This window comes from Desulfosporosinus sp. HMP52, from assembly GCF_000765145.1.
Lineage (GTDB): Bacteria > Bacillota > Desulfitobacteriia > Desulfitobacteriales > Desulfitobacteriaceae > Desulfosporosinus.
This window is the reverse complement of sequence record NZ_JMGA01000018.1, coordinates 277,210-291,736: the sequence shown is the minus strand read 5'-3', so window position 1 is coordinate 291,736 and position 14,527 is coordinate 277,210. Positions and strand designations below refer to the sequence as shown.

15 protein-coding genes are annotated in these 14,527 nt (G+C 41.7%); 3 read left to right on the top strand and 12 right to left on the bottom strand.

Annotated features, from left to right (window positions below; translation table 11 throughout):
- Nucleotides 1–50: 50 nt before the first annotated feature.
- From truB to ablA, 12 genes are all read right to left on the bottom strand, one after another.
- Nucleotides 51–935, bottom strand: a complete 885-nt coding sequence (truB, locus tag DP73_RS08050) for a tRNA pseudouridine(55) synthase TruB (RefSeq protein WP_034598688.1) — start codon at nucleotides 933–935, stop codon at nucleotides 51–53.
- Nucleotides 919–1,902, bottom strand: coding sequence for a bifunctional oligoribonuclease/PAP phosphatase NrnA (locus tag DP73_RS08045; RefSeq protein WP_034598687.1), 984 nt, complete (start codon nucleotides 1,900–1,902; stop codon nucleotides 919–921). Before DP73_RS08045 ends, truB begins: the two co-directional genes overlap by 17 nt.
- Nucleotides 1,895–2,269 carry a 30S ribosome-binding factor RbfA gene (gene rbfA / locus DP73_RS08040; RefSeq protein ID WP_014904412.1) on the bottom strand — a complete coding sequence of 125 codons (375 nt, stop codon included), beginning with the start codon at nucleotides 2,267–2,269 and terminating at the stop codon, nucleotides 1,895–1,897. The genes DP73_RS08045 and rbfA overlap by 8 nt, the downstream gene beginning before the upstream one ends.
- 20 nt (nucleotides 2,270–2,289) lie before the next feature.
- Nucleotides 2,290–5,289 (bottom strand): translation initiation factor IF-2, encoded by a 3,000-nt coding sequence (gene infB / locus DP73_RS08035; protein WP_034598686.1) that lies wholly within the window; start codon nucleotides 5,287–5,289, stop codon nucleotides 2,290–2,292.
- 44 nt (nucleotides 5,290–5,333) lie between these two features.
- Nucleotides 5,334–5,630: a ribosomal L7Ae/L30e/S12e/Gadd45 family protein gene (locus DP73_RS08030; RefSeq protein ID WP_034598685.1), complete on the bottom strand. Its 297-nt coding sequence runs from the start codon at nucleotides 5,628–5,630 to the stop codon at nucleotides 5,334–5,336.
- The gene (locus DP73_RS08025) at nucleotides 5,627–5,890 is read right to left on the bottom strand and encodes a YlxR family protein (protein WP_014904415.1); all 264 of its coding nucleotides are present in this window, start codon (nucleotides 5,888–5,890) and stop codon (nucleotides 5,627–5,629) included. The genes DP73_RS08030 and DP73_RS08025 overlap by 4 nt, the downstream gene beginning before the upstream one ends.
- 4 nt (nucleotides 5,891–5,894) lie before the next feature.
- Nucleotides 5,895–7,244, bottom strand: coding sequence for a transcription termination factor NusA (gene nusA / locus DP73_RS08020; RefSeq protein ID WP_034598684.1), 1,350 nt, complete (start codon nucleotides 7,242–7,244; stop codon nucleotides 5,895–5,897).
- A gap of 37 nt (nucleotides 7,245–7,281) precedes the next feature.
- Nucleotides 7,282–7,740 carry a ribosome maturation factor RimP gene (gene rimP, locus DP73_RS08015; protein WP_034598683.1) on the bottom strand — a complete coding sequence of 153 codons (459 nt, stop codon included), beginning with the start codon at nucleotides 7,738–7,740 and terminating at the stop codon, nucleotides 7,282–7,284.
- Between the two features lie 257 nt (nucleotides 7,741–7,997).
- Nucleotides 7,998–9,086 carry a GIY-YIG nuclease family protein gene (locus tag DP73_RS08010; protein WP_052090471.1) on the bottom strand — a complete coding sequence of 363 codons (1,089 nt, stop codon included), beginning with the start codon at nucleotides 9,084–9,086 and terminating at the stop codon, nucleotides 7,998–8,000.
- A gap of 92 nt (nucleotides 9,087–9,178) precedes the next feature.
- Nucleotides 9,179–9,598, bottom strand: coding sequence for a universal stress protein (locus DP73_RS08005; protein ID WP_034598681.1), 420 nt, complete (start codon nucleotides 9,596–9,598; stop codon nucleotides 9,179–9,181).
- Nucleotides 9,599–9,606: 8 nt separating this feature from the next.
- On the bottom strand, nucleotides 9,607–10,434 hold the full coding sequence (ablB, locus tag DP73_RS08000) for a putative beta-lysine N-acetyltransferase (protein ID WP_034598680.1): 828 nt from the start codon (nucleotides 10,432–10,434) through the stop codon (nucleotides 9,607–9,609).
- Nucleotides 10,427–11,704, bottom strand: a complete 1,278-nt coding sequence (gene ablA / locus DP73_RS07995) for a lysine 2,3-aminomutase (RefSeq protein WP_034598679.1) — start codon at nucleotides 11,702–11,704, stop codon at nucleotides 10,427–10,429. The genes ablB and ablA overlap by 8 nt, the downstream gene beginning before the upstream one ends.
- A 352-nt stretch (nucleotides 11,705–12,056) precedes the next feature.
- On the opposite strand from ablA, the gene DP73_RS07990 reads away from it, so the two are divergent.
- The 3 genes from DP73_RS07990 (at nucleotide 12,057) to DP73_RS07980 (ending at nucleotide 14,398) form a co-directional block, all read left to right on the top strand.
- On the top strand, nucleotides 12,057–12,845 hold the full coding sequence (locus DP73_RS07990) for an ABC transporter substrate-binding protein (protein WP_034598678.1): 789 nt from the start codon (nucleotides 12,057–12,059) through the stop codon (nucleotides 12,843–12,845).
- Nucleotides 12,846–12,971: 126 nt separating this feature from the next.
- Nucleotides 12,972–13,640 (top strand): amino acid ABC transporter permease, encoded by a 669-nt coding sequence (locus DP73_RS07985; protein ID WP_034598675.1) that lies wholly within the window; start codon nucleotides 12,972–12,974, stop codon nucleotides 13,638–13,640.
- Between the two features lie 32 nt (nucleotides 13,641–13,672).
- A complete protein-coding gene (locus DP73_RS07980; protein WP_034598747.1) occupies nucleotides 13,673–14,398 on the top strand; it encodes an amino acid ABC transporter ATP-binding protein in 726 nt (241 codons plus the stop codon).
- Nucleotides 14,399–14,527 lie beyond the last annotated feature (129 nt).

Here is a 14,527-nt window from a genome sequence, read left to right as displayed (position 1 = left end):
CGAATTAAACCTCCTAAATATAGGGAATAGCATACGGCATTCTAACAAAATTATTTAAAGACTTTATGTGGGTAAAGAGCTTCCTTGCGCCAGACTCCTATTCCTATCAATTGTTCACGCTCCATTACCTGCACGTAAGGCTCATTGCTTTCTTCATAAAGATTAACTTGATCTCTTCTGGTTGGTAATCCATTCCGAAAAGCATTAGCACGCACCTCGGATAATGATACCCGGGGCAAATCAATCCCAGCAGTTAAGGGCAAAATAAATGAATAGTCATTGTTCCGTACAGCTTCCTCAATCTCTTCTAAGGTCCAACTTTCCTGGATCTTAAACGACCCAGAACGAACTCGTACTAAATAGGACATATGGGCCCCACAGCCCAAAGTTTGTCCAAGATCATGACAAATTGTCCGTATGTAAGTTCCTTTTGAACACTCAATATTTAAGACAGCCTTGGGAAATTCTCCTTCGTACCATTGCTCAAGGTTCAATTTATAAATTGTCACTTCACGTGGAGTAACCTCAATGGGGATTCCCTTTCGAGCATATTCATAAAGATGTTTTCCTTCTTTACGAACAGCTGAAAACAAGGGGGGATACTGAGATATTTTCCCTGTAAAATTAGGCAATATCCGTTCTAAATCAGCCTTACCAAGACTGGGCAGGGTCTCTTGTATTACCTTACCATATGAATCCTGTGTATCCGTAGTAATCCCAAACTTCACTTCGGCTATATAATTCTTTCCTTGATCAGTAATGTATTCGGCTAAACGTGTTGCCTTGCCTACACAAATTGGCAATACGCCGGCGACTCCTGGATCAAGAGTTCCGGTATGACCGACTTTTTTCATCTTGAGACTTCTACGTATCCAAACCACAACATCTGAAGAAGTCATTCCCGGTGGTTTGAGAACGTTAATTATGCCTTCCAATCCTTAACGCCTCCTCAGTCGCACCAATAATACTTTTCTTGGCCTCGTTAAGAGGGATTTTTAAGCTGCAGCCTGCCGCTCGCTTGTGCCCTCCTCCACCGAATTGTGCTGCTATCTTATTGACATCCAGCCAAAGGTTGGAACGCAGTCCAACTTTCACTTCTAATGGCCCGACCTCTTTTAATAGTACCGCAGACTCGACTCCGGCGATGCTTCGCACATGATTAACCAGGCCATCGCTTAACTCCTGCTCGGCACCGCTTTTATGAAAATCCTCAAGACTTAAAGTAATCAAAGCTAATTGTCCGTCAGCATGTATCTCCAGTCCAGCCAAGGCACATTGAAGAAGTTTCACTTGAGCTATAGGCTTTTGATCAAAAATATTATGATGAATAAAAGCTAAATCAATCCCAAAATCCAATAGCTTGGCTGTTAAACGATGGGTCTGAGCTGTAGTATTGCTATACTGAAAACAACCGGAATCAGTTACAATTGCTGTGTAAAGATTAGTGGCTATGTCAAGATCAATCTCTACACCCAGCTGACTGATCAGGTTTAAGGCCAACTCCCCTACTGCACTTGCTCCGGCATCAACCCAATTAATATCACCAAAGTTTAGATTTGAGATATGATGATCTAGGTTAAGAATTGTACTGTTACTCTGAATATCGGATTTTGCGAGATTAACTCTCCCTAAATCTGTACAATCTACAAAGAGCAGGGTCTTCGGTTGGGGATTCGGAAGGATCTGACTTATACAACCAGAACCCGGCAAAAACCCTAGATTGCCTGGTATAGGATTGGGATTATAGTACACTACTTCTTTGCCCATTTTCTGTAAAGCTAGACCTATGGCCAGCATAGAACCAATACAGTCACCATCCGGTGATATATGGGAGAAAAGCGCCACCTTTGGCGCTTTTCTTAGAACGTCTACGAACTCTTCCATGAAAGTATTTTCAGTCATGGGACTCTTCCTTACTGGTTTCCTCGGATACTCCAACATCCTTTAGCAATTTCGCAATATACGCGCCATGTTGAATGGAGGGATCGTATTTGAAAACGATCGATGGAACATGCCTAAGCCGTATCCGTTTGCCAATTTCACTTCGAACAAAACCAGCGGCACGATTCAAGGCATCTAATGATGCATTTCCTTCCTCCTCAGTACCCAAAACACTAATATACACTTTTGCGTGTGATAAATCATCCGCAACATCCACACTTGTCAGAGTTACAAATCCAATGCGGGGATCCTTTAACTCTACACGAATAAGCTGAGAAATCTCTTCTTTAAGTGTTTCCGCCAACCGATTAGATCGATGTTTTGACATACCAATACCTCCAGGGATTACTATAATGTTCGCTTAACTTCTTCCATGACGAATGCTTCAATAGTGTCTCCCTCTTTGACATCATTATACTTTTCTATTCCAATCCCACATTCGTAACCTTCTGCTACCTCTTTTGCATCATCCTTAAAGCGCTTAAGTGATTCCATAACACCTTCATGAATGACAATGCTGTCTCGAATAACTCGGACTTTGGCAGAACGAGGAATTTTACCTTCGGTCACCATACAACCAGCGACTGTTCCGGCTTTAGGAACTTTAAAGACCATACGAACTTCTGCCTTACCCACAACAACCTCTTTGAAAGATGGGTCTAACAAGCCAGTCATTGCCGCTTTAACATCTTCAATAGCGTCATAGATAACTCTGTACAGGCGCAGATCTACCCCTTCTAACTCAGCCGTTGCCTTGGCATTGGCATCAGGGCGTACATTAAAGCCCAGAATAATTGCGTTTGAAGCAGAGGCCAGCATAATGTCTGTTTTGTTGATTGCACCGACTCCGCCATGGATTGGATTAACTCTTACCTCACCTGTTGAAAGTCGTAATAATGATTGCTTTAAAGCTTCGACAGATCCTTGTACATCTGCTTTGATAATAATATTAAGGTCTTTAATTTCACCCTCTTTAATCTTATCAAACAGGTCTTCAAGGCTAACTTTCACAGCAACACTTTGTTTAGACTCTTCTACTTTACGCACTGCAATTCGAGCAGAGGTTATCTGTCTAGCTAATTTTTCATCAGCAACAACGTAGAATGGTTCTCCAGCTTCGGGAACTTCGGATAAGCCTTGTACCTCTACAGGCATTGAAGGACCAGCCTTTTTGACACGTCGGCCTTTTTCATCCAACATAGCCTTAATCCGACCATATGCACAACCGGCCACTGCCACATCGCCAATATTAAGCGTTCCTTTGGAAACGAGCACAGTTGCTACCGGTCCCTTCCCTTTATCCAGTTCGGCCTCGATAACAGTGCCGGCAGCAGGACGATTTGGATTGGCTTTATACTCGCGAACTTCTGCGACTAACAAAATCATCTCCAGAAGTTGTTCAATGTTAAGATGACTCTTTGCTGATACCGGAACGGCAATTGTATCTCCGCCCCATTCTTCGACAACAAGACCATACTCTGTTAGTTCCTGTTTGACTTTTTCTGGGACAGCATTCTCTTTATCTATCTTGTTAATAGCTACAATAATAGGAACCTCAGCTGCTTTAGCATGATTTATAGCCTCAATAGTCTGGGGCATTATTCCATCATCAGCTGCTACTACTAGAATAGCAATATCCGTTACCTGAGCACCACGAGCACGCATAGATGTAAACGCTTCATGCCCCGGTGTATCTAAGAAAGTAATTTTTTGGCCGTTTATTTCAACTTGATAGGCCCCAATATGCTGGGTAATGCCCCCTGCCTCAGAAGCGGTTACATGTGTCGTCCGAATGGCATCAAGGAGAGAGGTCTTGCCATGGTCGACATGCCCCATTACTGTAACTACAGGCGGACGGGTAACTAGGTCTTGGGGATCATCTTTGATTTCCTCAATAACAGCCAATGACTTCTCGGCCTTTACCTCAATAGTTACTCCCATTTCACCGGCTAGGATTGTTGCAGTTTCAACATCCAATTCCTGGTTAATAGTGGCCATAACTCCCAGGTTCATAAGCTGTTTAATCAGTTCTCCGGCTTTACGGCTCATCTTAGAGGCTAAGTCCTGAACTGATATTGATCCCTGTATCACAATGTGCTTCGGCGTTGTATCCTTAACTTCTTTTTTGACATGTTTTTGCGGACGTCTATGGGGTGACCGAATTGCATTTTCTCTTTCTTTTTCTATTTCTCTTTTTCGTTCGTAAGCCTTATCCTGAGCTTTCTTATTTGCAGGCATCTGCCTTTTCGCTTGTTCAATAATAACGGGTGATGACGGCGGGGCACCCCCACCGGCACGCGGAGGCATTCCTGGACGAGCACCTTGCTGCTGGCCCTGGTACCCTGGGCGCGGACCTTGCTGCTGACCTTGATATCCCGGACGGGGGCCTTGTGACTGTCCCTGATATCCCGGACGGGGACCTTGCGGCTGTCCCTGATATCCCGGACGAGGTCCTTGGGGCTGTCCTTGATATCCCGGACGGGGGCCTTGGGGCTGTCCTTGATATCCCGGACGAGGTCCTTGGGGCTGTCCTTGATATCCCGGACGGGGGCCTTGGGGCTGTCCTTGATATCCGGGACGGGGGCCTTGGGGCTGTCCCTGATATCCCGGACGAGGTCCTTGCGGCTGTCCTTGATACCCCGGACGAGGTCCTTGCGGCTGTCCTTGATATCCCGGACGAGGTCCTTGCGGTTGTCCTTGATATCCCGGACGAGGTCCTTGCGGCTGTCCTTGATATCCCGGACGAGGTCCTTGCGGCTGTCCTTGATATCCGGGACGAGGTCCTTGCGGCTGTCCTTGATACCCCGGACGAGGTCCTTGCGGCTGTCCTTGATATCCCGGACGAGGTCCTTGTGGTTGACCTTGATATCCCGGACGAGGTCCTTGCGGTTGACCTTGGTACCCTGGTCGCGAACCTTGTGGCTGACCCTGACTCCCTGAACGAGGACCTTGTGGCTGACCTTGATATCCAGGTCGAGGACCTTGTGGCTGTCCTTGATTTCCTGGCCTTGGGGCTTGTGGACGCCCTTCGGCTCCTGGACGTCTTCCTCCCTCAATTTCCGGGCGAGCACTTTGAGGCTGCCTTTCCATTGCTGAACGGGGATCTTTCAGCTCTCCATCTTGTACAGATTCAGTTGTCATTGGTCTTGTTTCTTCAGTATTTTTGTGTTCAGAATGCTCCAAATTTGTCTCCTTTCCTTTCAGTTGGTTCCTTAAGCGATCTGCGTCTTTTTGATCGACCGTACTTAAATGATTTTTTACATCAGTTCCCATAGCCACGAGTCTTGTCATCACTTCTTTACTACTAAAATTTAATTCTTTTGCTAATTCATGAACACGAATACTCATTTAACCACCCCCACATAATCGGCTCCCACATTACGCTCCAAGCATCAGCTCCTTGCTAGTAATATAGCCTTAGCAAACCCTTGATCCAAAATAAGCACTGCTGAACGCGGCGAAAGTCCTATAGAACATCCCAGTTCTAGTTTTGTACCAGTGATTAACACCGGTAGTCTTATATCTTCAGCCCATTGAGTATACTTCTTTTGTGCTCCCTGGGCATCTTCCGCAATAATTAAGAGAAATCCTTTTCGTTTTTTAAGCATGGCCTCAATTTGAGCATCTCCGGAAGCGATTTTTCCAGCTCGTCGTGCAATTCCTACTAATGATTCTATCCGTGTATTCAAGAGGATATTTTCCCTTCTAAATTCGCGAAAACTGCAGGATCCACGTCGACTCCAAAAGCTTTACGAAAACGGCGCTCCTTAACAGCGGCTTGAAAACAGACTGAGTTTGGACAAAGGTAAGCACCGCGGCCATTCCGTTTTCCAGTTGGATCTAATTCCACAACCCCCTCTGGAGTTCTCACGACTCGCAAAAGCTCTTTCTTAGGCTTCATTTCTTGGCACCCCAAGCACATCCGCATCGGGACTTTTCGTGTCTTCATCCCCTCACCCCTTCTCTTTGGGTTTTTCGGAAAGCTCATTTGGGGCAAGCAATGTATCCAAATCCTCTGGGAGATCTTCTAACACTAAAGAATCATCATCATTTGAAAGAAGTTCTTCTTCATATGTTTCAACGTAATTGTCTTCATCTACTTTTGGCTTAGGATCCCCATTTATTATATCCTCTTGATACTCTTGCTCTTCCTGATATTCTTGATAATTATCGGAATCTACATACTCATCATATTCTGAGTACTCTTCATATTCACCGAACTCAGTATAAGTTTCATACTCTTGTTGCCCTTGAGGAATGATATTGTGGGCAATTGCTTGTGACTCACTCTTTATATCAATCTTCCAACCGGTGAGCTTAGCCGCCAAACGTGCATTTTGCCCTTCTTTACCAATTGCTAATGAAAGCTGATAATCCGGGACTACTACAACAGCAACTTTTTCATTGAGTTTTGGATAGACTTGTAATACTTTTGCGGGAGATAAGGCATTAGCCACAAATTCTTGAGGATCAATTGAGAAATTTACAATATCAATCTTTTCACCTTTTAATTCTGTGACAATGGTCTGCACACGTACTCCCTTAGGTCCAACACATGCCCCTACAGGATCAACATTTTGGTCACGTGAATGAACCGCGATTTTGGAACGCGCTCCAGCTTCACGTGAGACTCCTTTTATTTCAACAATTCCGTCATGAATTTCTGGAACTTCAAGCTCAAATAGACGTTTTATCAACCCTGGATGTGTCCGTGAAAGCATTATCTGAGGTCCCTTAGTCGTTTTTTTCACCTCTACGACATAAGTTTTAATGCGCTCGAACGACTGATATTCCTCCCCAGGTATTTGTTCCTGAGCAGGAAGTACAGCTTCCACCTTTCCTAAATCAACAATGACGTTTTTTTGCTCATACCGTTGGACAACTCCGGTAACAATGTCCCCTTCACGATTGACAAATTCATCATAGATCATACCGCGTTCTGCTTCTCTTATGCGTTGAACGACGACCTGCTTCGCTGTTTGAGCTGCAATTCGGCCAAATTCACGAGGGGTTACTTCGTATTCTACAATGTCTTCTAGTTGGTAATTAGGATCGAGATTACGAGCCTCTGCCAAACCAACCTGAGTCCGAGGATCCTCCACGATATCTGTAACGGTTTTTCGGGCATAAACTTTAAACTCACCGGTTAAACGATCAATTAGAACTCGCACATTTTGCAATGATCCGAAATTCTTCTTGTATGCGGAAATCAGTGCTGCCTCAATTGCCTCAAATAGAATTTCTGCAGAAATTCCCCGTCCTTTTTCTAACTCATGAAGGGCCTCGATGAACTCCATATTCATTTTTCAATTTTCCTCCTTATTCTGTTGTGCTTAGAACTCAAAAATCCAGTGCCAAATGGGCTTTCTTAACTAAATTGTATGGAATGGCAATATGCTCATCATTGTATTCTAAAACGATCTCATCATTGATTAGTCCAATAAGATTTCCAGAAAACTTTTTAAACCCCTTAAAGGATGATGTTGTATGAACCATGACCATACTTCCCCGAAAACGAACAAAGTCCTCTTCCTTTTTAAGAGGACGTTCCAGTCCAGGAGAAGACACTTCCAGCATATAGGCTTGAGGGATAGGATTCTTCTGATCAAGCATTTCACTCACAACGTGACTGATAGCCGAACAATCGTCCATGTCCACACCGCCTTCTTTATCTATATAAAGACGCAGATACCAATGTGCACCTTCTTTTAAGTATTCTACAGCGACCAATTCCAGGCCCTTTTCTTTTATAAGAGGTTCAACCATAGACCCAATTTGTTTTTCTATTACCTCACTCATATGAATTCTCTCCTTTAAACGCAACGTATGGACATTTTCCTATAGTCTTACGAAGATGTCCTTATGTTATACCAACGTTACGAATTGGACAAACGAAGGAGCGGGTTAGAACCCACTCCTTACCATCAAGACTACAAATTTCCTTATACTAATATAGCATATTAGTTATGACTGTGCAACCTGCTGCTAAATTCGAATCATTTAAATTGCCCTTTTTTTGCAAATAAATACTGTAAGCTATCATTAGAAAAGGCAGCTTAATTTATTCTTTGAGTAATTTGGGCAATTATCTTCTGAACGGCGGTATCCAAAGTTTTTTCGCTTTTTAATTTAGTAATCGGTATCGAAAATGTAAGGACTCGTTTCCTATTCTTTTTGAGATAAGAGAAAATTATTTGAGCCTCATCAATATCTCTCTCAGTCAGTTTGCAATCTTCTTGGAGTTCTGTTGTAAGGTACACCTTTCTGATTATTTGCAAAAAGGCTTGCTTCATTTCTGTTTTATCTATTTGGGTACTAATAACTTTTCCGCTAAGAAGTTGGTTTCCTTTAATGAAAAATAATTTGGCCTGTGAGCTGCCCATAAACTCTACTGCTAATATATTTCTATTTTTACTTGACTGGTTAACCAGGCGCTGCTTATTGATAACATGGCTAAGACCTTTGTAATACTCTCTATATTCGGACGCTTTTTCAAAATTAAGATTCTCTATAGCAATATCGATCTTCTTTACCAGATCCTGAATGGCTGATTGATTCTTTCCGTTTAAAAGCTGCTGAATCTTTTCAATGTACGTCCAGTATTCTTCAGTTTTTACCTGCCCGGTACAAACACCCAGACAGGAACCTAATTGCATAAAGAGGCAACCGTTATGTCTCTTGACTAATTTCGGGGTAAGACATTTTCGCAAGGGATAAAAGTCATTTAAATACCTAATTACATTCTCCACCCCACGAGAACTGGTAAACGGACCATTGTATGAACCCCCATTATCCAGGATTTCGTTAGTTACTGTCACCTGAGGGTATTGTTCATCGGCAATTCTTAAGTAAATATATTTTTTAGTATTCTTCATCTGACTGTTATAACGGGGTTTGAGTTCTTTAATTAAACGACACTCTTCAATAAAGGCATCTAATTCCGTATCAGTAGTTTGATAATGAAATGTATGAATGTGTTTTATCATATCTGCAACCTTGGGATCCCTATCCTTTTGGTCATAGAAATATTGAGATATCCTGCTTTTCAAATTTTTAGCTTTTCCGACATAGATAATATTCCCCAATGAATCGCACATCATATAGACCCCAGGGCTTTGAGGGAGTTGCTTCAGTTTTTCTTTCAAAATAATTCTCTCCAAAGCTTATTTCCATGTACTTGTAGTATATCACATGACTTTGGAGCATCAGTAATAATCATAACCTTTCTTGCTATGGGTTATTTTACGACAAGAACTGGACAAGTGGCATGTTTAATGACTGAATTGCTTATATTTCTAAATCCAGCTAGCCGACCAAAAAGTTTATTATCCATTACAATAAGATCTGCTCTTTCCTCTGCCGCTATTTTAATGATTAAAGTGGTGGGATCACCCGTTGCAGCTCTTCTATCAATAGCGTCAGGCGGAATACCCATATCCGCTATTATATCCTTTAGGATATCTAGGGCATCACTATTTTCTAAAGGCACATACTTTCTTACAGGTACTAGCCCAAAATTCAAGTATAGGGGAATGATGGGGTTTATATAAATCACCATGGGCTTAGAGCTGGTTTGTTGGGCTAACTTTATTGCATGAATTAAGGCATTTTTGGAATGTCCAGCGGAATCCACCGGAACTACAATTTTATGATACATAATCTGCCCTATTTAACCCAAAGATTCATGTCTTCAAAAGAACCAGCAATATCGCAGTTGTTTATTAAACGGCCTTGAAATCTGTATCCTAGTTTGTGAAATACTCTGTTCATTCCATAAGACTGTGCTCGTGCAAGAGTAAATAGGTTTAATGTTTGATGCTTTAGTACCTCATTTTCTAAAATGCCCAATAAACGTTCTGTTAGGGAATTTCCTCTATACTCTTCTAACGTTGCGCAATCCGTCATCTCGCAACGATTTAATTCTTTATCCGGATACGCAGCAGCAACACCGATCAGCTTCTTTTCAATAAACGCCCCAGCAAAAATATTACCATCTTTTATTAACGATCGAATATATTGAGAGTCTTCCACAGGAGAGGGATAACTTTCAAAGACACGGGTTAATAATTCAGATATTTGTTCTGCAAAGGATTGATTTAGGAGTTTCAACCTTATTCCTTCGGACAAACTTGACAGACGTCGGATAGGTTCAGTCCGAACACTATCAACAATGTCGTTTTCGCTCTGTAATTTATCGGAAAACGCCCTAACCGGATTTACATAATAGGCCAAGCTAATAGCAAACTCCTCGAAATTATCTCTAAAAAGACTTCCTTCCGTACGAAAGCCGAATCCTAGAAATTCAGGAACATCAGCGGGTAACGCCCACAGCCATATTTTTTCCAGCTTCTTATTGACCGCTAATTCAATCAATTCTCTGCTGAAGATAGCTGGCTTTATTCCTCGTATGTAGCCGTTAACAACCAACCGTTTATTCCTTACATCCACGATAATGTGACTTGAGGAAATAACCGAGCTCATCCTACTAAGCATTTTTACTACCTCCACTAGAAACTTTTTTTCGTCTCTGCTCTCTGCTATTCTCTTTAGGCGTAAGGCTAATCCTTTCACCCTTTAGAAGCTTAACCAAGCCAATCTTGTGATTTTTCGTACTTGTACAGGAGTTTGAGCATGTCTTGCAAGGGCCTTCTTTGTCATCAGGTTCCTGATATACACTAATGACTCCTTCATAGTTGCGTAGGATCACTTTGTCATTGGATTGAGAAATCAAGTAGTTTGGCTGTAAGGGAATTTTTCCTCCGCCTCCCGGTGCATCAACAACAAATGTTGGGACTGCGAAACCAGAGGTATGTCCCCTAAGCATTTCTATGATTTCTATGCCAGTACTGACAGAGGTACGGAAATGTTCGATACCACGAGATAAATCACACTGGTACAAATAATAAGGTCTAACCCGGCATTTGACCAGTTCATGAACCAGTTTTTTCATAATCACCGGACAATCGTTGATCCCCTTAAGTAAAACCGATTGGTTGCCAAGGGGTATACCAGAATTGGCTAGTTTGTTGAGAGCATTCCGTGCTTCAAAAGTAAGCTCTTGAGGATGATTAAAGTGTGTATTGATCCAAACCGGTTGGTATCTCTGCAAAACTTCAATGAGATGGTCAGTAATACGCATAGGCAGGACTACCGGGGTTCTTGTTCCAATCCTGATAATTTCAACATGGGGAATCGAACGAAGATTAGAAAGTATATAGTCTAAACGATCATCCGATAATGTAAAGGGATCTCCTCCTGATATTAAAACATCTCGAATTTGTGAGTTGGCACGAATATATTCAAGGGCAAGCTTAAACCGATTTAACGGCAAGGCCTTATCCGTTTGCCCGGCCATTCTTCTTCTGGTGCAATGTCTGCAGTACATTGAGCATTGATCAGTTACCAATAGTAAAACTCTGTCAGGATAACGGTGTGTTAATCCTGGTACCGGAGAATCAGCTTCTTCATGTAACGGATCCTCTAAATCACAGGAGGACTTATTTAATTCTAGAATTGAAGGAATTGCTTGTTTTCTAATAGGGCAGGTTGGATCTTGAGGATTCATAAGTGAAAAGTAGTATGGAGTAATTGCCATACGAAAATCTTCCAAACACTTCTCGATTTGATCAGCCTCCTCTGCGGGAAGAGACATAGATTCAAGTAATTCTTTATGATTCGTTATTCGATTAGACATTTGCCAATTCCAATCATTCCATAGGCTGTCATTGATATTAGGCCATATCGTTTCCCGTTGCTTATTCATTCTTCTACCTCCTCGTCTGGTTACCCGAAAGTTATTACAGGATAGCGCAGGCTTCGGTTAATAAAAGTGAGCGCCAAAAAATAAACACTGACAACTTTCAGTAATAGAATAAGTTGTTTGTAGATAATTGTCAACTAAAAGATTTGTAGAATTTTGATGCTAAAAATATACAATTATTGGTCATAAATCGTATTGTATGGTATACTATAAGTACTAACAACTTATCTTTTTTATATAAGTTGTATGTATGAATAATCTATAATTGCTCAGTTTCATTTGGAGGTGGTTTCATTGCTCTTTTAAAAGCTGTAATATATGATCCCAATTAAAAGGTACATAGGAGGTAGAAAGAATGAAAAAGTTCAGATTGCTTGTCCTTGTTACAATAGCTTTGCTGGTAATCACAGGCTGTGGTACGTCAAAAGGCAATTCCGAGAAAACCCCTACAGCAACCTTAGATCAGATTAAGGCTGATGGCAAAATAACCTTTGCTATGAGTGGGCAGTATCCACCCTTTAACTTTTTTAATGAGCAAAATAAGCTAACAGGTTTTGATGTGGAAATAGGACAGGAAATTGCCAAAAGAATCAATGTAAATCCAAACCCTATCGCAACTGAATGGGATGGAATTATCGCAGGATTAACAACAGGGAAATTTGATATGATTTTGGGAAGTATGGCCATTACAGACGAGCGACTTGAGAAAGTAAATTTTAGTACACCTTATTATCGATCAGGAGCTCAAATTATTGTACCCTCTGACTCAAACATCAGTGGATCCGCCGATCTTAAGGGTAAAAAGGTTGGGGTTGTGCTTGGCACTACATTTGAAACGAAAGCACGGGAATTGGGTGCTACTGTAAATACTTACAAAGGAGACCCCGATGCCTTTAACGATATGCTTAACGGAAGAGTTGATGCCGTGATTACCGACAAAATAGTTGGTTTAAATGCGATTAAGAAAAATAGTTATCCGTATAAACTGGTCGGAGATTTATTATATGTAGAAAAAATGGGTATTGCAATTCGTAAAGACAGTCCAAAATTGCTTGAAGCAGTAAACAATGCACTCATAGAAATGATGGATGATGGAACCTATAAACAGATTAGTGAAAAGTATTTCAATCAAGATATCCGTTAAACCCAATTAGATCTAAATAGCGGCTCACAGCAGATATTTCAACTTATTTACCACATATAGTTAGGAGCTTAAGATTAGACATATTCGGCAAAGGGGTGTTTATTGATCAGACTGGAGGCATTGGTTATGAATCTCGATTTTAGTATCATCATTAAATATCTTCCTTTCTTATTGCAGGGAGCAGGTCTGACTATAGAACTTGCTGTACTGGGAATTGCTTTTGGTATCTTTATTGGCCTAATTGCCGCACTTTTAAAGATATCTCATACCCCTCTGCGATATGTTGCTCACTTTTACATTTGGCTGGTTCGAGGAACCCCTTTGCTTGTTCAGCTATTTCTCATTTATTTCGGGTTACCACAACTTGGAATTACCTTAAGTGCTTTTACTTCTTCGGTATTAGGACTGGGAATTAACAGTGGAGCTTATCTGGCAGAGGTCTTTCGGGGTGGAATAGAAGCAATTCCTAAAGGACAAACTGAAGCTTCTTTATCACTTGGAATGGGAAAAATCTTAACCCTGCGCAGAATTATCTTTCCACAAGCCTTACGAATTTCAATTCCCTCATTAGGCAATCAGTTTATCATCTCTCTGAAAGATTCATCACTATGTTCAGTAATCACTATGTCGGAACTCCTTCAAACTTCGCAACGTTTTGCCAGTGTTACATTTGGTTCTTTGGAGTTCTATACTACCGCTGCTCTCCTCTATTTGCTGATGACAACTGTAATATCAGCAGTATTACGCAGCCTAGAATGGAGATTATCTAAAGAAAATAGGACAAGGGCGTGTTGATAATGGAATTAACTAAAATACATGAAAAGTCGATGATCAATGTAAACTGTTTAGTTAAAGACTTTGGCTATCATAGGGTTATAAACGGTATAGATGCTACAGTGTCTCCCGGTGAGGTTGTAGTGCTGATCGGAGCAAGTGGTTCGGGAAAAAGCACTTTTCTGCGCTGTCTAAATGGGCTTGAGGCCTTAACTTCGGGGGAAATATTGATTGATAGCGTCCCGTTGGAAAGGAACTCAAAAAGTCTGAAACAGATTCGTCGTCAAGTAGGTATGGTATTCCAGCAATTCAATCTGTTTCCCCACCTAACAGTCTTGGAAAATATCATCGAAGCACCTGTTCATGTTCTTAATCAACCAAAGAGCCAAGCAATCAAAGATGCCCAGGAGTTACTATCTAAGGTGGGACTTTTGGACAAACAGAACTGTTATCCTGGGACATTGTCTGGTGGACAGGGCCAAAGAGTTGCCATTGCGCGAGCACTAGCTATGCATCCGAAAATAATGCTTTTTGATGAGCCCACCTCAGCCCTTGACCCCGAGCTGGTTGGGGAAGTTCTTACTGTTATGAAGCAGTTAGCCGAAGACGGAATGACTATGGTTGTCGTAACCCACGAAATGGGGTTTGCCAAGGAAGTCGCGGACAGGGTAATTTTCATTGACGAAGGCCGGATCATAGAGGAAGGCTCACCTACTCAGATTTTCGGAAACCCTCAAGAAACCCGCACTCAAACTTTCCTTGGCCGGTTAAGTCATTAACTACTTGAACGTTGCATCAAATAAGATCCGTGGATACTCCCCTGGTATGACGGGCTCTTACGAATATATATTGATAAAAGTGCACTCAATTCAAAAAACGACCTTTAAGGTCGTTTTTTTTGAGTAAGA